Origin of the sequence: Microcystis sp. M079S1 (genome assembly GCF_020246425.1) — a bacterium.
In the GTDB taxonomy this organism is placed as follows: domain Bacteria; phylum Cyanobacteriota; class Cyanobacteriia; order Cyanobacteriales; family Microcystaceae; genus Microcystis; species Microcystis aeruginosa.
Genome location: NZ_JADBSZ010000329.1, coordinates 1 through 19,758, shown reverse-complemented (window position 1 = coordinate 19,758; position 19,758 = coordinate 1). Strand labels below are relative to the sequence as shown.

13 protein-coding genes, 2 tRNA genes and 1 pseudogene are annotated in these 19,758 nt (G+C 47.8%); 7 read left to right on the top strand and 9 right to left on the bottom strand.

Translation table 11 applies throughout. The features are described 5' to 3' along the window. Positions 1–468: transposase (locus IM456_RS21180; RefSeq protein WP_287712805.1), on the top strand; the 468-nt coding region annotated here is incomplete at its 5' end. Between the two features lie 28 nt (positions 469–496). Next, positions 497–849: pseudogene (locus tag IM456_RS21175) on the top strand (transposase family protein); the annotation flags it as partial. A gap of 70 nt (positions 850–919) precedes the next feature. Here the strand turns inward: IM456_RS21175 and IM456_RS21170 are convergent. After that, positions 920–1,471, bottom strand: a complete 552-nt coding sequence (locus IM456_RS21170) for a TolB family protein (protein WP_287693093.1) — start codon at positions 1,469–1,471, stop codon at positions 920–922. Then, a complete protein-coding gene (pedR, locus tag IM456_RS21165) occupies positions 1,455–1,736 on the bottom strand; it encodes a photosynthetic electron transport-dependent transcriptional regulator PedR (protein ID WP_108937575.1) in 282 nt (93 codons plus the stop codon). The genes IM456_RS21170 and pedR overlap by 17 nt, the downstream gene beginning before the upstream one ends. A gap of 501 nt (positions 1,737–2,237) precedes the next feature. Here pedR and hisA point away from each other — a divergent pair. Further along, positions 2,238–2,999: a 1-(5-phosphoribosyl)-5-[(5-phosphoribosylamino)methylideneamino]imidazole-4-carboxamide isomerase gene (gene hisA / locus IM456_RS21160; RefSeq protein ID WP_149987841.1), complete on the top strand. Its 762-nt coding sequence runs from the start codon at positions 2,238–2,240 to the stop codon at positions 2,997–2,999. On the opposite strand, the gene IM456_RS21155 is transcribed toward hisA, so the two are convergent. The 3 genes from IM456_RS21155 to IM456_RS21145 form a co-directional block, all read right to left on the bottom strand. Continuing rightward, positions 2,996–4,765 carry a beta-barrel domain-containing protein gene (locus IM456_RS21155; RefSeq protein WP_149987842.1) on the bottom strand — a complete coding sequence of 590 codons (1,770 nt, stop codon included), beginning with the start codon at positions 4,763–4,765 and terminating at the stop codon, positions 2,996–2,998. The genes hisA and IM456_RS21155 overlap by 4 nt on opposite strands. Positions 4,766–4,905: 140 nt before the next feature. Next, entirely contained in the window at positions 4,906–7,875 is a 2,970-nt protein-coding gene (locus tag IM456_RS21150; protein WP_149987843.1) for a peptidase domain-containing ABC transporter, read from the bottom strand. A 76-nt stretch (positions 7,876–7,951) separates the two neighbouring features. Continuing rightward, positions 7,952–8,713 carry a peptidylprolyl isomerase gene (locus IM456_RS21145; protein ID WP_149987844.1) on the bottom strand — a complete coding sequence of 254 codons (762 nt, stop codon included), beginning with the start codon at positions 8,711–8,713 and terminating at the stop codon, positions 7,952–7,954. A 525-nt stretch (positions 8,714–9,238) separates the two neighbouring features. Between IM456_RS21145 and IM456_RS21140 the strand changes: the two genes are divergently transcribed. The 3 genes from IM456_RS21140 to IM456_RS21130 all read left to right on the top strand — a co-directional run bounded on the left by IM456_RS21140 (position 9,239) and on the right by IM456_RS21130 (position 10,059). Further along, a tRNA-Ser gene (locus IM456_RS21140) sits at positions 9,239–9,323 on the top strand. A gap of 106 nt (positions 9,324–9,429) precedes the next feature. Beyond that, entirely contained in the window at positions 9,430–9,945 is a 516-nt protein-coding gene (locus tag IM456_RS21135) for a GNAT family N-acetyltransferase (RefSeq protein ID WP_002736326.1), read from the top strand. Between the two features lie 40 nt (positions 9,946–9,985). Continuing rightward, positions 9,986–10,059: transfer RNA gene (locus IM456_RS21130), tRNA-Pro, on the top strand. Positions 10,060–10,278: 219 nt separating this feature from the next. Here IM456_RS21130 and IM456_RS21125 read toward each other — a convergent pair. From IM456_RS21125 to rpsT, 4 genes are all read right to left on the bottom strand, one after another. Beyond that, complete coding sequence (locus IM456_RS21125) at positions 10,279–14,310, bottom strand: DNA-directed RNA polymerase subunit beta' (protein ID WP_287693094.1); 4,032 nt, start codon at positions 14,308–14,310, stop codon at positions 10,279–10,281. Positions 14,311–14,527: 217 nt separating this feature from the next. Continuing rightward, a complete protein-coding gene (gene rpoB / locus IM456_RS21120; protein WP_149987845.1) occupies positions 14,528–17,839 on the bottom strand; it encodes a DNA-directed RNA polymerase subunit beta in 3,312 nt (1,103 codons plus the stop codon). A gap of 144 nt (positions 17,840–17,983) precedes the next feature. Beyond that, positions 17,984–18,763 carry a TatD family hydrolase gene (locus IM456_RS21115; protein ID WP_149987846.1) on the bottom strand — a complete coding sequence of 260 codons (780 nt, stop codon included), beginning with the start codon at positions 18,761–18,763 and terminating at the stop codon, positions 17,984–17,986. A gap of 50 nt (positions 18,764–18,813) precedes the next feature. Beyond that, positions 18,814–19,107, bottom strand: a complete 294-nt coding sequence (gene rpsT, locus IM456_RS21110) for a 30S ribosomal protein S20 (RefSeq protein ID WP_002737368.1) — start codon at positions 19,105–19,107, stop codon at positions 18,814–18,816. 288 nt (positions 19,108–19,395) lie between these two features. On the opposite strand from rpsT, the gene IM456_RS21105 reads away from it, so the two are divergent. Next, on the top strand, positions 19,396–19,758 hold a 363-nt coding region (locus IM456_RS21105), incomplete at its 3' end, for a GDP-mannose 4,6-dehydratase (RefSeq protein ID WP_287692118.1).

The following is a 19,758-nucleotide window of genomic DNA, read 5'->3' as shown; positions in this document are numbered from 1 at the left end:
TATGACCGTTTTCATGTAATGGCTATCATCAATGACGAGCTTAATAAATTGAGAAAGTTAATGGGGGTGCATGAAAAAGGATTACCTCATTTATTATGGAAGAATAAAGAGGACTTAAAGGACGAGCAAAAACAACAACTACAAGTTATCTTAAAAGAACATCCCTGCTTGGGAATAGCCGACGAAATGAAAGAAGAAATTAGACAAATTTATCAAGGTTGTAGAACGTTCAGAGGTGCTGAGAGAAAATTGGAAAAATGGATAAGAATAGGCAGAATATTAGATCAAAGTAGTGCCAGTATGATCCAGAAGCATTTGCCCGGTATTTGTAATTACTTTGAAAATCATACAACCAACGGATTAATTGAGGGAATGAATACCAAAATAAAGATTATTAAAAGAATGAGTTATGGATTTACCAATTTTGAACATCTTCGACTTAAGCTGTTTGCTTGCTTTAATTCATAACAAAAATTAACACACGAAAACCAGAAGAGCCAGAAGGAATCAAAGTTCCCTCGGCTGCTATCTACCTGACACAGCACAAGCTCAAAGCGAGACGCGCCGAAAAAATGCCAAACAACCCTTTAAAAATGTCAGCGAGTCGGCCTTAGAGTTGGTGAAAAAAGGATTGAAAAATTATCATAGTCCGGAACAAATAGCAGGTCGTCTGAAAAGAGCCAGTCAAGAATCTCTCAGTCACGAAACCATCTATCAAATGAATAATCGATCATAACTATCGAGACTGTGGAAAGTATCAAGAATACCTACGCGGCTGGACGAGGAAAAAGAAAGAGTCGAGACGGAGCAAAAAGTAAGCGTGGAGCGATTCCGGGGCGTGTGGATATTCTCCTCTCCCATCTCCCCCGCAACGCGCACGAAGTGGTCTCCCCACATCCTTCTCCCTTCTCCCCCAATACTATCGGGACGGGGAAGAATTGATCGGGGGTAAAGAAGGAGAAATTTCGGCACCTCGATCGAATATTTCCAGATTCCATTGACCGAAACGATTACTTTCAAAAGCAATAAAACGACCGTTACCACTAATCGTCGGACGACGCACTTCTCCTAAAATATTTTCGGTGATATTTTTTGCTTGCAGAGTTTGTCGATCATAAATATATATATCGGGTTTACCGGACTGTTCCGACACATAAACAATATAGCGACCATCGGCACTAATATCCGGTTGATCTTGATAGGTTTTTGCTTGATTTAACCCCGGCAGGGGAACTAAACGATTAGCCACTCGATCGAATAAATAAATCGTTCGTTGTCCCATGCGATCGGAGGCAAAGACCAGATAACGACCATCGTAGTTAAAACGGGGATTATCTTCAGAGGAAGGGGTATTTAAAGTATTTCCTAAAAGCTGTTGGGGAGGGGTGACAAAACCCGCATCACTACATCCCCCCAGACTGATGATATTAACCGCAAGAAAAAGTCCCAGAAGTTTAGGAAACCTGATCATCGGTCGGCGCTGGGGAAGGAAGGATACAACAATTAATATCATCAAGACAAACTTTACCCCAATGCAATGCCCAACGCACCAATTCCACCCGATTATCGGTTTTTGTTTTTGTCAAGATATTACTAATATGATTATCAACGGTACGCTTACTAATCTCTAGCTTTTCCGAGATTTCTTGATTAGTTAAACCATTAGCCACTAAATCGAGTATTTCTAGCTCTCGATCGGATAATGAAGCGGCTGTTTGAAACTTCCCAGCAGACATAAGTATAATTCCTCTCGTATATGTACTTATCATTCTAGAAGAATTTTTTCCCCTAGGAATCGATAATCAGTAATCAGTGATCAGTAAAGAGTAATCAGTGAAAAGACAGCACTGTTACTGCCATTTGATGATGCACACTTAATACATACTGCTCACTTAATACTCAAAACCTGCTGACAGGGGGACAAGCTGGCTGAACTCCTTACAGCACAAGCTTTTTGGGGTGTTCGAGCGAAAAAGTTCCATGCAGCTCACCCCCCGTTGTTGACAAAGATTTCTAGTAAGCTCGCCCAAATCCCTGATTCTCTCGTTAGCTTTTTGGCTGAAAGCGATGTATCTGTTTGTAACTGAGGAGCCTCAAAACCTTTGTGGACAATGCTTTGAGAGGGTTTGTTCCCCTGTCAGACTCAAAACTGATCACTGATCACTGATCACTGATTCAGGGCTGACGGCTGGTACTATATAATAAAAAACGCTCTTTAGTTAGATATTGAGAAAAACATGGAAGTTATCCCCGCTATTGATATTCTCGATGGCAAATGTGTGCGACTTTATCAGGGAGATTACCAACAATCGCAGGTTTTTAACGATAATCCCGCAATAGTGGCGCGAGAATGGGTCAATCAGGGGGCAACCAGATTACATTTAGTTGATTTGGATGGAGCCAAAGAGGGTAAATCGGTTAATTTGTCAACTATTGAAACAATTCTTAATGATATTGCCATTCCCGTACAGGTGGGTGGTGGACTGCGAGAGCTAGAAACGGTGAGTAATCTCCTAAAAATCGGGGTAGAAAAGGCGATTTTAGGGACAGTAGCCGTAGAAAAGCCAGAATTAGTCAGCGAACTTTGTCAAAGCTTTCCGGGGCAAATAATCGTCGGTATTGATGCCCGCGATGGTAAAGTAGCCACCCGGGGTTGGTTAGAAACTTCCGAGGTAGAGGCGATCGCTCTTGGTCAAGATATGGCAAAAAGAGGAGCCAGTACGATTATCTACACGGATATTCATCGAGATGGCACTCTTTCTGGCCCTAATCTCGCAGCTTTGCGAGAATTAGCCAAATCTGTCGAAATTCCCGTAATCGCCTCCGGGGGTATTAGTTCCCTGACCGACCTACTGAGTTTATTGTCTTTGGAACCTTTAGGAGTAACGGGAGTAATCGTGGGCCGCGCCCTTTATACCGGTGCAGTTAACCTCTCGGAAGCGATTAGTGCGATCGGATCGGGCCGTTGGCAGGATCTACCCCCGAATTTTTTCGCTTAACGGACTTGTTTGAGAGTATCCACCTGTTTATTGAACATATCGGTAAATAGTCCCAAAACAGTGCGATTTTCATTGACTTTGATGTTAACGCTCACGGACATCCCCGATTGCAGCGGCAGAGTGGATTTATCTTTCAAAACTAACTCTTGACTGTTCAAGCTTACCCGGACAGGGAACCGATAAAAACGGTGATTTTCATCGGGAGGTAAAGCATCGGAACCGATCGAGATTACTTCTCCCTTAATATCGCCGTATTCACTGTAGGAAAAGGAATCAATGCGAATATCGGCCTTTTGTCCTACACGCACAAAACCGATGTCTTGGTTAGTCACGTCCACCTCTGCCACTAAACAACCTTTAGCGGCATCTTTGATCTCAGTGGGACAGCCATCGGGAACAATTTTTAACAATGCTTCCGCTTGACTCGGTTGGGGAACAAACCCAGGTCGGGCCTTGAGATCAAAGACCACACCATCGATGGGGGCGGTAATTTTTTGATATTTAATGGTCTGTTGTGCTTGACTAATTTGACTATCTAACTCAGCAATGCGCTTGTTGTTATCAATGATAATGCGACTGATCTGACTATCGATTTCAGCGATCCGTTTGTGATTGTCCGCCATTTTATCGCGCACATCTTTTTCCGTGATTACCGTGGTATTAATCAGCTTTTCTTGCGCTTGGGAGATCAACAGGAAATAACGCTTTTCTTCCTGTTCCAAGCGGGAAATTTCGGCGATGCGGGTTTGTACTTCTTTCTCTTGTTTTTCTCGATCAATTTCGCCGTTAGCCTCTTGCTGCTGCAGTTCATTCTGGCGATCAGTTACCGATTGTTTTTGTTTATTAATCTGATAACGGGCGACCGCCCCTTCTTCTCCCAAGGGTTCAATATCGTTAAGAATATTACGCTCGATATCCAAGCTTTCTTGGCCCTGCTTCATCGAATTGGCATTACGAGTTTTAATTTCTTCTAAGACTAAGCGATCTTTGATTAATTGCGAGCGGGCATCGGCCAACTGTACCCCGGTTTGGGCCAATTGTTTTTCTAATTGTTCCATTTCCAATCTAGCGGCCGCTTGTCGAGAATTGGACTCCCGTCGGGCCGCCGCTAGACGGGCTAATTGCTCCTCTTGTAAAGCAGAGCTAGAAGCACCTTCACTGACCTGTGCTTGATAAAGTTGATTTTCCGCCACTAAAGCGGCACGATTACGGGCTAAATCGGCGATTTCACTCGGTAATTTTAATTGAGCGATCGAACTCTCCACTTGTGCCGGTGTCAGATCCTGCGCCATTAATAGACGATAGAATTGATTTTCCTTCTCGGCAGTGGCGCGAATTTTTCCCAAGGATTCTAACTGCACTTTCGATGCACTGGAATCCATTAAAACCAGTACATCACCTTTGTTAACTCGATCGCCGTCTTTAACTTTAACTTCCTGTACTACCCCATTCACCGGTGCTTGTACTTCTTGGACTTTGCCCTGGGGTTTAAGTTGTCCTTGAGCGCCGACCACCTGCTCGATTTTGGCGAGCGCTGACCAAATTAAAGCGGCAGTGGTGACACTCATTAATGTCCAGATAATCGTCCGCGACCAAATGGGCGATTGTTTCAGGATCACCGATTGTTCTGGTGGGCTGAAAGTGGGTAAAGAAGGGGTAATACTTTTATTTTTCGTGGTAGTGGCCACGTTTTTACCCGCTTGGGTCAGTTCATCGCTTTTACCGTTGCCGTTGCCGTTTTGACCGTTGTTAGAATTACCGTTCATGAAGATTCTCCTATATTTATTTTTTCAGTGTTGCCAAAGGCACGGCGTAGCCGTCCAGTGAACAGTAAACAGTAATCAGTGAACCGATAACTGATAACTGATAACTTATAACTGATAACTGATAACTGACGACCGACTGACTAGATTTGCGAATCCTGTTGTTTATAGAGGGTATAGTAAAGGCCTTTTTTGGCCATTAATTCCTCGTGGGTGCCTTCCTCCGCTACTGTCCCTTTATCCATCATGACAATAATATCGGCGGATTTGATCGAAGCTAAACGATGGGTAATAAAGAAGACCGTATGATCCTTGAAAGCTTCTTTGAGATTCAGACACACTTGCCGTTCGGTGTTATAGTCGAGGGCGCTGGTGGCCTCATCAAGAATGAGAATTTGCGGTCTTTGCAGGACGGAACGAGCGATCGCAACCCGTTGTCGTTGTCCCCCCGATAGGGATGCCCCCCGTTCACCAACGCGGGTATTATAGCCATTGGGCAGGGTCATAATAAATTCGTGGGCCGCCGCCGTTTTCGCTGCCGAGACAATTTCCTCCACAGTAGCATCGGGGTTAGTCAGGGCGATATTTTCCTGTACCGTACCGTCAAATAATAGGGTTTCTTGGGGAACCATGCCGATTTGACGACGGAGGGAATAGAGTTCCACTTTGTTGATATCGTAGCCATCGATGAGAATCCGTCCCGATTCTGGTTCGTAGAGACGGGCTAATAGTTTAGTGATGGTACTTTTCCCAGCGCCACTTTCTCCCACCAAAGCCACAAAAGTGCCGGCGGGGAATTCTAAATTGACGTTGTATAGTTGCAGGGGTCCGTGGGGATTGAAGCGGAAAGCGAGGTTTTCGTAGGTGACAGTGCCTTTAATTAAGGGCATGGGGATATTGTGGCGATCGAGTTCCGCTTCTTGGGGAGTATCGACGATATCGGCCAATCTTTCCAGCGATAAGCCGGTTTCTTGGAAGTTTTGCCAGAGTTGGGTCAAACGCAGAATCGGCGAGGTAACGTAGGAAGAGATAATCCGGAAGGCGATTAATTGACCAAGAGTGAGTTTTCCGTCTAAAACTAGGGCTGCTCCCACCCACAGCACTAATAAACCCGATAATTGGTTAAAGAAGTGACTAAAGGAACCGGCCAAAGTTGAGGTCATTACCGTTTGAAAACCTTCGGCCACATAGCGCGCATAACGTTCTTGCCACTGCCAACGGGAACGCAATTCGATATTCTGTGCTTTCACCGTTTGAATTCCCGTCATTACCTCCACGAGATAGGATTGGGTTTCGGCGTTTCGTTCGGCTTTTGCTCGCAGTTGTCGCCGCACGATCGGTGCGAAAATAGCTGTGGAGAGAACTAGAATCGGCACGACTCCCAGGGCCCAGAAGGTTAAAATCGGGCTATAGATCAACATAACCACGATGTAGATAACCGAGAAAATGGCATCTAACACCACCGTCAGGGCTGTACCTGTTAAAAACTGCCGAATATTCTCTAATTCGTTAATTCTTGTTGAAATTTCCCCCACAGGCCGCCGTTCAAAGTATTTTAGGGGTAAGCGCAGCAGGTGATCGATAATTTCCGAACCGAGGGTCATGTCGATGCGGTTAGTGGTATCGACAAAAAGGGATGTTCTCAAAAAGGTTAAAATTCCCTCAAAAACGGCAATTACCAACAGGAAAACCCCGAGGGTATTCAGGGTTTCCGGGCTATTCTGCACGATCACTTTATCGATGATCACCTGAATCATCAAGGGATTGGCCAGGGCAAATAACTGCACGAAGAAAGAAGCGATAAAAACTTCTATTAAGACTCGTTTATGTTTCTTGACAGAAGGCCAAAACCATGATAGGCCAAAACGCTGTTGCTGGGTGTGTTTGGTGGGTTTGAGCAGAATTACTTCCCCTTTTTCGCCCCAAGATTCCAGAAATTCGCTGGTTTTGCGTTTAATTATCCCCCGTTCGGGAACGGCGATCGTGGTTTCCCGTTGATTAATTTCGTAGAGGATAACGATGGTGTCTTGCCAGCGAATTAGGGCAGGAGGGTTGATATTGGGCAAGGAAGAAGCATTTAGGGGTACTAATTGGCTATGGAGTCCCACTACCTCGGCCACAGCCCCACACAGAGGCAGGGAAAGGCTGCCGGTTCTTTGCAGTTGATCCCCTAGAATGCGTTGGATCACGTCCTTGCGAAAGGGGATATTAAAATATTTGCAGAGCATCTGAAAACAGGCACTCACCGCTTCTAGTTCCGTTTTTCCCCTGAAAAAAGGATAGGATTTGCCGTTTTTCTTGACAGTTTTTTCAAGGTCGATATCGCTGGTGATGTCGCTTATTCTTCCTTGGGGGATATCTAATACCTGGGTGGGTTTATTTCCCTTGATGACTTGGGTTTCTAGGATATCATCCGTTTCTGTTGCTGCGGCCGCTTCGGTTTCAACTGTCAAGAATTCATCTAACTGGTCGGAGGAAAGACCTAATAATCTGGTGTTAGTCAGATTATTCTGGGTGATAACTGTGCCGATAGGATAATTATCGGTATTTTCGCTGACTAACCAGAGATAATCATCGTCAATCTGGTTGTAGGACACACAAGCTTTGTTTAAAAGAGCCTGAGCAATTTCTTTGAGGTCGCCCCCACCCCAGGCCTGTTGATTAAGATAGGAGCCTAGGACAGCATAAACTTCAGCGATCGAGCTTTGTTCAAAGAAATACTGCTTAAATTCCGGGTAATTATTGATTAAAGACCAAAAATCCTCTTCTTTTAAGGTTAAACAGATCGTGACTTCCGAAGAAGCGATGACCGTTTCACAGGGGGTACCCCGCAGGAGACTGATCCACCCGAATAAATCCCCGGGCTGCAATTTAGCCAAAGTGACCGGCAGCGGATTGTTAACCCTAGCATCGTAACCCAAAAGTCTAGCCCCTCCCTCGTAGAGAAGGACGAGGTGAGAGGGTAAGCGATCGCACTTGAGCATGGCATTGCCCATCTCATAGCGAAAGGGTTGTAATTTCTGGCCGAGGGAACGTCTAACCTCGACGGGCAGGCGATCAAAGGGCTGTACGGTCTCCAGAAAGGCGGTAAAATCTAAGGTGGTGTAACTCATTAGCTAGGCGAAAATTGACTAGGTTGGCAAATAATTAGGCGAAAAGACTAGGTTTACCCAGTGTTGCAAGGAAATGCTATATAACCGATAACTGCTCGCTATTGACTGGGTTTGATTCGGAGATAAATTTCACTGTTTGCATTTGAGCCGTTAACCATTGTTGGAATAAATCATTGCGTAAGCGTTGACGGGTGGGAGTATCCAGTTCACAGGATAAATATTTTTCTAGCCGGACAATCACGACCCATTCTCCCACTTGCGACGGTGGCCACAGTTGCCCCGGTTTACTTGCTTTGAGAATTTGCCCTATCTGGGGATGGGGGGCGCTCAGTTCCACCGGTCCGATTAGCCCTCCGGTTTCCGCTTCTGGTCCTTGGGAGTATTTTTTAGCTAGTTCAGCGAAGCTATTTTCTCGATCCTGTATCTGGAAAAATAGTTCTTGGGCAATGCCGAGATTTTTTGTCCGAATCAGCGAATAAACCACCTTATCCAATTTATTTTTGACTTGCAAGAAGTAGGATTCTACCTTGTTATCCCAAGTCTCCTGTTTAAATTTTTCCAATTTAATGTCCCGAAGAATTAGATATTCTAGTTGTTCGGAATCCATCCCGTTTTGTCCTAACCAAGATTTCATTTGTTCATCGTTGGCAATTTGATTATTTTGATAGAAACGGGAATAGGCGGCGTTTCTTTCTTCGGGATTGCAGGTGATATTGGCGATCGCTTGCTCGATAATCACTTCCCGGATTAACTGGGGTAACATACCATATTTTGCCAAAAGAGGCAAGACCTGTGACTGGTTAATTTTTTGGTCGCCGATTTCAATAATTGAACTCATAATAAATACATTTTCCTCACAGAAATGTTTAAAACTATAAACTCTAGAAGCTTCTAAATTTTATTGAGGTGATTATACGTCAAAACAGCAATTTCAAGATACACTTCCCCATTCTAATTGTAGTTTTCCCCGTCAAAGCCGAAAATTACAGAAATTAAAGAAATAAGTCGGTCATCCCGGCGGGGGTGGTGAGGGGAAGTGATCCAGGTCCTGCCGATAGGCCCGCCCAAAATCCTGCTCAGAAAGCCCTAATTACGCCTCTAATTGACTAGAATAGACTTCTTGCAGAAGTGGGGGAAGGGGGAAAGGGGGAAATTTTAACCTTTAACCCTTAACCCTTAATACCAAATTTCTAAATCCATGACAGACATCCACGCTCGAATGCTTGCCAAGCCTGCATTCGTGGTGACGCGAATAAAGAAAAATGGTATAACCCGATAATATGCAGCCCTTTTCCCTACATTTGCGGAAAATTTTTTGATTTATGCAAGATATGTAATGATAGGATATAGGTCTGACTGCCTTGGAGAGGTGGCAGAGTGGTCGATTGCGCTCGACTTGAAATCGAGTAACCAGCAATGGTTCGTGGGTTCAAATCCCACCCTCTCCGTACTCAACCAATCAAATTTTGACTCAGGTTGCCCGATTGTTCGTAGAGAGGAGAAAATAAAATATACTAGGCTAAAAGGACAATATTGAGGCAGTAGCCCCCCGGCATGGTTTTTTGGAAAAGATTGTTTAATAGCTCGGAAGTCACTGCATCTCCTGACTATTCGGGAGACTTGGTAGAGGTTGCCCAGAATGACCTCGGACAGACGCGAGTGTTTTTTAGTACCGATCGAGAGCTAGATCTATATGAGTTAGAAGAACTTTGTGACTCGGTGGGTTGGGCCCGTCGTCCTTTACGCAAAGTTAAAAAGGCGATCGAATGTAGTTTTTTAGTGGTGTCGATGTGGGAAGTGCGAGGTAATCGCCGTCGTTTAGTGGGTTTTGCCCGTGCCACTTCCGATCACGCTTTTAATGCTACAGTCTGGGATGTGGTTGTTCATCCTCACTATCAAAGTAAAGGCTTTGGTAAAGCATTAATGAAATTTATGATCAGGAAGTTGCGGGGTGAGGACATCAGTAATATAACTCTTTTCGCCGATCCGCAGGTGGTGGATTTCTATCGTCGCCTCGGTTTTGTTCTCGATCCCGAAGGTATCAAAGGTATGTTTTGGTATCCCGATTAAGAATGCGGATCTTGGGCTATACTAAAAAAGGAGTTTATTTCGGGATGTAGCGCAGCTTGGTAGCGCGCCTGCTTTGGGAGCAGGATGCCGCAGGTTCAAATCCTGTCATCCCGACTTGAGAGAAAATTCTTAAAATCTTAACTTTGTCTCCTTTCCGGTTGACAAAAAAGGCTTCCTTGTTTCATTCCCAAACTCAGGTGAATTAGCCAGAAAATTAGGGAGTTTGGGGAGAGAAGCAGGAGATTTTTGGGGGATAACAAGGGTTTTTCTCTAGAAAAATTGCCCTTGCCTCCCCGTGTCTCCCACTGCTCCTTGTAATATCTCCACAGACGATTATTCTTCTTCTTCGTAATCCTCCTCGAAATCGTCCTCATCTCCTTCCTCATCCGGTTCTGACCAGCGATCGCTGATGGGTTGGCGACTAAAGCGACTGCTGCCGCGGGAGGAGAGGAAAGCCATCTCATCATCCTCTAAATCGACCACATCACCCTCAGCGTAGGCGCGAGCGGTTTGATCGTCAAGAATCATATCGCTATCCTCGCTACTATCGCCGAAACCGGGACGAGGGGGCAAGCCGAGGCCGCCGGGGGGAGCGTAATAGCTACGATTGTTGTAGTTATATTCCTCCTCTGGGGGGGTGTAATCGCTGATCCCCGCCGTGTTTTCGTGGGAATTGAAGCCAGTACCCGCCGGAATCAGACGACCGATAATCACGTTTTCCTTGAGACCCCGTAACCAGTCGGACTTGCCTTCGATCGCCGCTTCGGTGAGGACGCGGGTGGTTTCTTGGAAGGAGGCGGCACTGATAAAGCTATCGGTATTCAAGGAAGCTTTGGTGATCCCCAGTAGTACAGGCGTATATTTAGCCGCCGCCCCACCGGTGATCGACATGGCTTCGTTTACCGTCTCCACCTGTCGCAGTTCCAACAATTCCCCGGGTAACATACTGGTATCGCCGCCGTCATCGATCCGCACCTTAGAGGTCATCTGACGCACGATCACTTCAATATGTTTATCGGCAATATCGATCCCTTGGGATTGGTAAACCGACTGTACCTGATCAACGAGGAACATCTGGGTTTTTTCCAAGGCTTTCAGGGCTGCCTCGTAACTGCCCAGGCTATCGACATAATAATTAAAGAACACCTCTAAAATCTCGTGGGGATTAGCCTGACCATCGGTTAACGCCTGACCCACATCAATACGCTGATTATCGCTCACCAGAGGGTTTTGACTGCCTAAAAGCGGATATTCACTGATCGTGCCGTCATCCTCGACCACCTTAATATCGACGATCTCAGAATCTTGGTACTCCACTTGACAAACTCCCGGTTTGCGTGCCAGGACACAAGCCTCTTTCGGCTTACGCGCTTCGAGCAGTTCTTCGATTCTCGGTAAACCTTGAATGATATCCCCGGTTTTCGAGCGCTCAAACACCAACAGCACCAAATTATCGCCCCGTTGGACCAGATCTCCCTCATCGATGTGCAGAATGGCCCCCGCCGATACTCGGTAGGGTCGGGCGCTACGCAGACGGATTTCGTAGCCGGTGGCGGTTTTGTCAACGGCCAGCACTTGACCGGAATTGGGGGCTAAAACTCCGGCACCGATCTCGGTTTCGGCGATTACCAGATCCCCGGCTTTGACGGTGGGAGCAACAGCGAGCGGGAGAATAAACTCGTCACTGGTACGCACGATTAAAAGACGGCGCACCGCTTCGCTACCCTTGCGAATCCCGCGAATTTCTCCAGCTTCCTTACACTGGATTTCGGTCCGGGCCACCACTGCCCCCGGTGGAATTTCATCGCCATCTTGGACGAGAACGCGAGTCTGAATATTACCCCCTAAAGGATCACCATCACTATCCCGACGCAGCACCAGAGATTCCAGAATAACTAACTGTAAACGCTGACAATCCGTGTCCTCGCACCGCTTCGCGGCTCCCTGCGGGATCGGTTCTAACTCGATATCGGCCGTCAGATGGGAGACCGATTCCGGTTCTTCGCTAGAAATTTCTAGGACTAATTGAGTGCTGATCAGTTGACAACCCTCGACGGATTTAACTCTTTCCCCGTCTTTAAAGAAGATGCGCTGCACCGATCGCAGTTCGATATGTCTTCCTCCTTCTTGGTTAGCGGAACCCTGGGTGGGAGAAGTGGATTGGTCTTGTACGGTGAACTCCTGTACCGGTCGCAGCAGTAACCCCAAACCCTCGTTAGTTTCCACCCATTCCGCTTGCCGCAACTCCTCGATCGTGACTTCAGGAGTCAACTGTGTCCCGGGGTAAATTAACTGTTCTTGGGCAATTCCGGAGGATTCCGGTTCGAGATCCATAAATAACAGCCCCGGTTTGACAATGATCTCCCGGAGGATGTCATTTTTCTGGATGACTTCCACCACACCGCTAGAGTTACAGAAGATGTCTTTAACCACTTCTTCCCCTGCTTCCACATACTGCCCATCTTCCACCTGTAAGAGGGAGATATCTTTATTGACTTCGTGGGTTTCTTCGGGAATCCAGAGGATCGTGCCGCCTTTGGTGATTTCATAACCCTGTTTGCGGCTGCCTTTGGAGACTTCGATATCGACGTATTTAATCATGCCGCCGGTGTGGGTTTGATAGCGATCGTCGATTAACTCGGCGACAATGGCATGATTCTGTACTTTTGTCCCCGGAGTGGTTTTCAGCAGGAAGCGTTGACCATCTCCGGTATGAATAATAAATTGTTCCCGACCAGCACTACTTTCTACTTTTACTTCGGCCTGATCCAAGGACACGGAAGCGGTGACGATATCGATTTCCCGGCTATTGGGGGCTAAACGCACCAAACCGCCGTTAGTGGATACCAGCTTAGTTTCCGCCAGAACATCCCCCACTTGTACTGTATCGCCGTTACTGACCACGGGTTCGGCCCCGGTTGGCAAGTTATACACTTCTCCGGAGAGAATCCATAGTAATCCCCCCCGTTGGGCGATGCGGGTGGTGTTGCCTTGGCGATCGGTTTTTTCCTCCGGTACTAATTGGGAGAATAGCACCTCACCGGCTAAGTCACTGGTTACGTCTTTTGTGGCTTTTTCTGTAGATTTTTGGACTTTATCGGAGGTAATTTCCGCTAGTAACTGTTCCTCGCTCACCGTTGCCCCATCGGTGACGAATAGCAGCGAACCTGGAGTCAAAGAGTAGGTGACAGTTTCTTTAGTTTTATCCTTGGGTGTTAATTTAATTTCCCCCGGTGCCTCCACCTGATCCCGTTCATCCCCGTGGCGAGTTCGCACGTTACGGATACTTAACCCCGGCAGAAAACGCACGGTTCCCTCGAAGGGACTCCGCACTTGCCGGGCTACTTCTCCGGTAAATACGCCCCCGGTGTGGAAGGTACGCATGGTTAACTGAGTCCCCGGTTCCCCGATCGATTGGGCGGCAATAATTCCCACTGCTTCCCCCATATCCACCGGATGACCGTGGGCGAGACTCCAACCGTAACAGGTTTGGCAAACCGAGCGGGCCGCTTCACAGGTTAAGGGGCTGCGGACTTTGATTTTATCGACGAGTCGCCCTAGTTTTTCGGCGGTTTCGTCATCGATAATCTGGTTGCGGGTGGCGATCACTTCTCCATTGACCACCACATCTTCGGCCAAGGAACGACCTAATAAGCGATCGCTTAAGGGAATTAACACGCGATCGCCATCGGTCATGGCGGTTAATTCGATGTAACGATTGGTGCCACAATCTGCCTCGCGGACGATGACATCTTGGGACACATCGACGAGACGACGGGTCAGATAACCGGAATCTGCCGTCCGTAGGGCTGTATCAACTAAACCTTTGCGCGCCCCGTAGGAGGAAATAACGTATTCGGTAACGGTCAATCCTTCCCGGAAGTTAGTCTTAATCGGGAGGTCAATAATTTCCCCCTGGGGATTAGCCATTAATCCCCGCATTCCCACTAACTGACGCACTTGGCTCATATTACCCCGCGCCCCGGAGAAAGCCATCATATAGACGGAGTTGAGGGGATCGGTCACTTGGAAGTTGCGAATTACTTCGTCTTTAAGCGATTCAGATGTACTATTCCAGGTGTCGATTACTTTTTGGAAGCGTTCCACTTCGGTGATTTCCCCGCGCACATAACGCTGTTCGGTTTGCCGGATTTCCTGTTCGGCACTTTCGATCATCTGTCGTTTAGCTGGCGGTACGGTTAAATCATCGACACTAATGGAAACCCCTGCTTTGGTAGCGAAACGAAAACCGAGGTTTTTCAATTCATCGGCCATTTGTGAACAGCGCGCCGAACCGTAGTTTTGATAGGCCCAAGCGATCAGTTTTTTCAGTTTTCCTTTGTCAACAGTTTGGTTATAAAACATCTCGATCCCAGTAACAAGTAAACAGCTATTAGCTATCAGCATTCAGCATTCAGCTATCAGTTAGAAAAGGGAACAGGAAACAGGGAATAGGGAACGGGGAATAGGCAAATTTTTACTTTACTGTCCTTTTTTTTGGCTTTTTCCTTGAAAATTCGCTCCTGTCTCCTGTCTCCTGACTACTGACTCCTGACTTCTCACTGATTACTGATAACTGAAATTACACTTCCGATTCTTCTTCCTCAAAGTCTTCCGTGGTTAAGGATTCGTAGGTGGGGCGAGAGGGGGCGCGACGACCGACATCGACCATCAGATCCACCTCCACATCGCGGGAAGTACCATCGGGGGCATTTTCCACCTTGTGAACGGCGATATCGAGGCCGAGGGATTGCAATTCTCGCATCAAAACCTTAAAGGATTCTGGCGTACCCGGGCGGGGAATCGGCTTGCCTTTTACGATCGCATTTAAAGCCTCATTCCGTCCTTGCATATCATCGGATTTTACCGTTAGCAATTCCTGCAAGGTATAGGCCGCCCCGTAGGCCTCTAGGGCCCAGACTTCCATTTCTCCGAAGCGCTGACCCCCCTGTTGAGCTTTACCGCCCAGGGGTTGCTGGGTAACCAAGGAGTAGGGACCGGTAGAACGGGCGTGAATCTTATCATCAACCAGGTGAACCAGTTTTAACATATAGGCCATACCGACGGTAACGGGACGGTCAAAGGGTTCGCCGGTGCGACCATCGTAGACAGTGACTTTACCTGCGTGTTCTTCCTTGAACACCCAATCGCGATTCGGTTTTTTCGAGGCACTTTCTAGCAATCCGTGGACGGTTAAACGGCTGGCTTCTTCCCCATACATTTCGTCAAAGGGAGTAATCTTAAAGCGCACGCCCAGATTTTCGCCGGCCCAACCCAGTAAACATTCAAACACCTGACCGACGTTCATGCGACTGGGAACCCCGAGGGGATTGAGAACGATATCGACGGGACGACCATCGGGGAGGTAGGGCATATCTTCTAGGGGCAGAATCCGAGAAATAATCCCTTTATTGCCGTGACGACCCGCCATTTTATCGCCCACTTGGATTTTGCGTTTTTGGGCAACGTAAACCCGCACCACCATATTAGCCCCGGGGGGTAATTCATCCCCCTGTTCGCGGGTAAATACCCGCACATCTACTACCCGGCCTTTTTCGCCGTTGGGGACGCGTAGGGAGTTATCCCGTACATCCCGTGCCTTTTCGCCGAAAATTGCCCGCAGTAGTTTTTCTTCAGGGGGTTGATCCGATTCCCCTTTCGGGGTAACTTTCCCCACGAGGATATCGCTGGCTTCTACCCAGGCACCGATGCGAATAATGCCCCGTTCATCGAGGTTTCGCAGGGCATCTTCACCGACGTTGGGAATTTCCCTGGTGATTTCCTCAGGTCCAAGTTTAGTTTGACGGGCTTCGATCTCGTATTTTTCGATGTGGATACTGGTATAGACATCTTGTGCCACCAGTCTTTCACTGATTAAAATCGCGTCTTCGTAGTTATAGCCTTCCCAGGGCATATAGGCGACGAGGATATTCTGGCCGAGGGCGATTTCTCCTCCTTCGGTGGCGGAACCATCGGCGAGAATCTGCCCGGGGACAACTTGTTCCCCTTGATAGACTAAAGGACGCTGATTTAAGCAGGTATCTTGGTTAGAGCGTTGATATTTCTGAATTTCGTACTCGATCTCGCTCTTGCCAAAAATCTCTTTGTCTTCATCCGCTACTTTGATGCGAATCCGGTTAGCATCGACGTAGGAAACGACCCCATTGGTACGGGAAACGATGACCATGCCAGAGTCGCGAGCGGCCTGTGCTTCCAATCCAGTACCCACAAGGGGACGTTCGGGACGCAGCAGCGGAACCGCTTGTCGTTGCATATTAGAACCCATGAGGGCGCGGTTAGCGTCGTCGTGTTCGAGGAAGGGAATCAGGGAAGTGGCCACCGAGACAATTTGGACGGGGGAAACACAAACGTAGTCCACTTGTTCGGGGGAAGTGGTGGAGAATTCCTGCCGATAGCGCACTGGGATAGTTTCGCCGAGGATATAACCATTTTCATCGGTGGCCACGTCTCCCGGTGCCACCCGCAGATCGTCTTCTTCGTCGGCGGTGAGGTATTTAACGGGGAGATCATAGCGGACTCGTCCATTTTCCACCACATAACAGGGGGTTTCAATAAAACCGTAGTCGTTGACGCGGGCGTAGGTGGCCAGGGAACCGATTAAACCGGCGTTGGGACCTTCTGGGGTTTCCACCGGACAAATGCGACCGTGGTGGGAGGGGTGAATGTCGCGCACGGCAAAACCGGCCCGTTCCCGGGTGAGACCGCCGGGGCCGAGGGCGGAAATGCGGCGTTTATGGGTCAATTCCGCTAGGGGGTTGGTTTGATCCATGAACTGGGAGAGTTGCGAGGAACCAAAGAATTCTTTAATCGCCGCTACTAGGGGTTTCGGGTTGACTAGGGAAGCGGGGGTGAGGTTTTGGGATTCGCTGACGGTCATCCGTTCCCGAATGATTCTTTCTAAGCGGTTTAAACCCACTCGCACTTGGTTTTGTAGCAGTTCACCCACGGAACGGACGCGACGGTTGCCGAGGTGGTCGATGTCGTCGGTGTTGCCGATGTCAAATTCGAGGTTAATTAGGTAGTCGATCGCCGCTAAGATGTCGGTGGTGGTCAGAACGCGCTGGTTATCGGGGACGTTGAGGCGTAGTTTTTTGTTGAGTTTATAACGACCAACGCGACCGAGATCGTAGCGTTTATTGTCAAAAAAGCGCGATTCGAGCAGTTGTTGTCCGCCGGTGACGGTGGGAGGTTCCCCGGGGCGTAGTTTGCGGTACAGGTCGAGGAGTGCCTCTTCTTCGCTGGGATTGCCTTCTTTGTCGAGGGTTTTTTGGTAGAATTCGGGGTGGCGTAGGGAGTCAAAGATTTCGTTATCGCTCAATCCGATCGCTTTCAGGAGAACTTGGGCGGATAATTTGCGGGTTTTGTCGATTCTGACCCAGACTAAGCCGTTTTTGTCGGTTTCAAATTTTAACCAAGCTCCTCGGTTGGGAATCAGGGAAGCGGAGTAGGTACGGCGACCATTTTTGTCGATTTCGGCCTTGTAGTAAACACCGGGAGAACGGACGATCTGATTGACGATGACTCGTTCGGCCCCGTTAATGATAAAGGTTCCCCGTTCGGTCATCAGGGGTAAATCGCCGATAAAGACTTCCTGTTCGATGTTTTCTCCCGTTTCTTTGTTGATTAAACGGGTGGGAACGTACATCTGAACGGAATAGCTGCTATCGCGTCGTTTGGCCTCATCGACGTTGTATTTCGGTTCTTTGAGTCTGTAGTCCTGGCCGAGGAAATGTAGTTCTAATTTACCTGTATAGTCGCTGATGGGGGAAAAGCTATTCAGTTCCTCGATTAGTCCTTCTTCCAAAAACCACCGAAAACTGGAGTGTTGGATTTCGATGAGGTCGGGTAAGAGGTTAAAGGTAAGATTGTTCATAATGGTTACAAGGGCTGATGACACGATAGCGACGGTCGGATATCAGTGAGCGGTGAGGGGTTGGGTGATGGGGGAGTAGGAAGCAAAGCTTTCTCCTGTCTCCTGACTCCTGTCTCCCGTCTCCTGTCTAATAAACTATGTTTTTTAACTGGGGAGTTGAAATAAGTTGCGGGCGTTGTGGGTGGTTTGTTCGGCTAGGGTTTCGACCGGATAGCCGCGCAGACGGGCGACGGTTTCGGCCACATGGAAGACGAAAGAGGGTTCACAAGGTTTACCTCGGTGGGGATTGGGTGAGAGAAAGGGGCAATCGGTTTCGATCAGTATGCGATCGCTGGGGACAATTTGGGCGGCAGCTTGCACAGTTTTACTGTTTTTGAAGGTGACAATGCCGCTAAAGCTGATGTAAAAACCCAAATCTAAAAACCATTGAGTTTCTTCGGGGTTGCCAGTCCAGCAGTGCATCACGCCGCCAATTTTGCCCACTTGTTGCCGAAAGGCGCTGATTTGCTCCCGCATTGCCAGGGCTGCATCTCGACAGTGGATAATCACGGGTTTATCGAGACGATGGGCGATTTCTAATTGCGTCCAAAACACCTGTTTTTGCTGCTCTTGATTATCCGCTTTATAGAAGTCTAAGCCCATTTCCCCGATCGCCACGACGCGCCGATCAGATCGGGCTAGGGATTCGATCTGATCGGCACTATTGTCTCGCCATTTTTGGGCATCTAGGGGATGTAAACCGACGGCGAAGGAAATTTCCCCAAATTGATCAGCAATGGCTTTAATCGCTGCAAACTCCTCCGGTTCGACACAGGAGTGAACCAGATGAACGACTCCCACACTTCGCCAACGTTCGGAGATAGCGGGCAAGTCGGCTTGCAAAACGTCAAAGTTCAAATGAACGTGCGTATCTATTAATTGCATCGACCCCCGATCGCTTGTTGCGTCTGTCCTGATTACAGCTTACTTGTTTCTTAGGAAGCTTGGCTAACTTTTTGCAAGGCTTTGGCTAAACCAGCTTTTTTTCTAGCGCCGTTGTTCCGGTGCAAGACGTTGCGCTTGACGGCTTTATCGATTTTACTGTAAGCTTCCGATAGAGCTTGTTGGGCGCTTTCTAGCCCTTCTGGGCTGGGGTTGGCTCCGTAGGCCGAGACAGCGACAAGACATTTTTTGATCAGGGTTCTTACGGCTGACTTGTACGCTTTGTTGCGTAGACGATTTCTTTCGGAGATTTGGACTCGTTTGAGTGCAGACTTTGTATTAGCCACAGTCGTTTCTTGTTCTCAATACTGGTATGGTTAATCGGGACACAGACAAACCATAATAACAGATTTGTGCTATTTATTGCAAGAGTTTTCTGGACAAGATTGGGGCAACCCCAGAGATGGGGAAGGATTGAAGGTTAAAGGTACTGCCAAACCTAGATTCAGGTTAAGGCGATTTGGCCATGACTGTCCCGATAACTAATCGCCAAACTTGTCCTGAGGGGCTAAAGTGTGCTATAAGCAGTCAGACCCTCTCATGGTCTTTATTCTTTCCGATTAGGCAAATTACTGATGACTGAAGCTAAACGCGCCCTCATTACCGGCATCACCGGTCAAGACGGTTCCTATCTGAGCGAATTATTATTAGAAAAAGGCTATCAAGTCCACGGTATCATCCGTCGTACCTCAACCTTTAACACCGATCGCATCGATCATATCTACACTGACCCCCACCAGCCCGATACTAAATTATTTCTTCATTATGGCGACCTCACCGACGGGACGACCCTGCGACGTATCCTCGAACAAGTGCAACCGGTAGAAGTGTATAATTTAGGGGCCCAATCCCATGTGCGAGTTAGTTTTGATGCCCCAGAATACACCGTTGATGCTGTGGGTGTGGGAGTTTTAAGATTACTAGAAGCAATTCGGGAT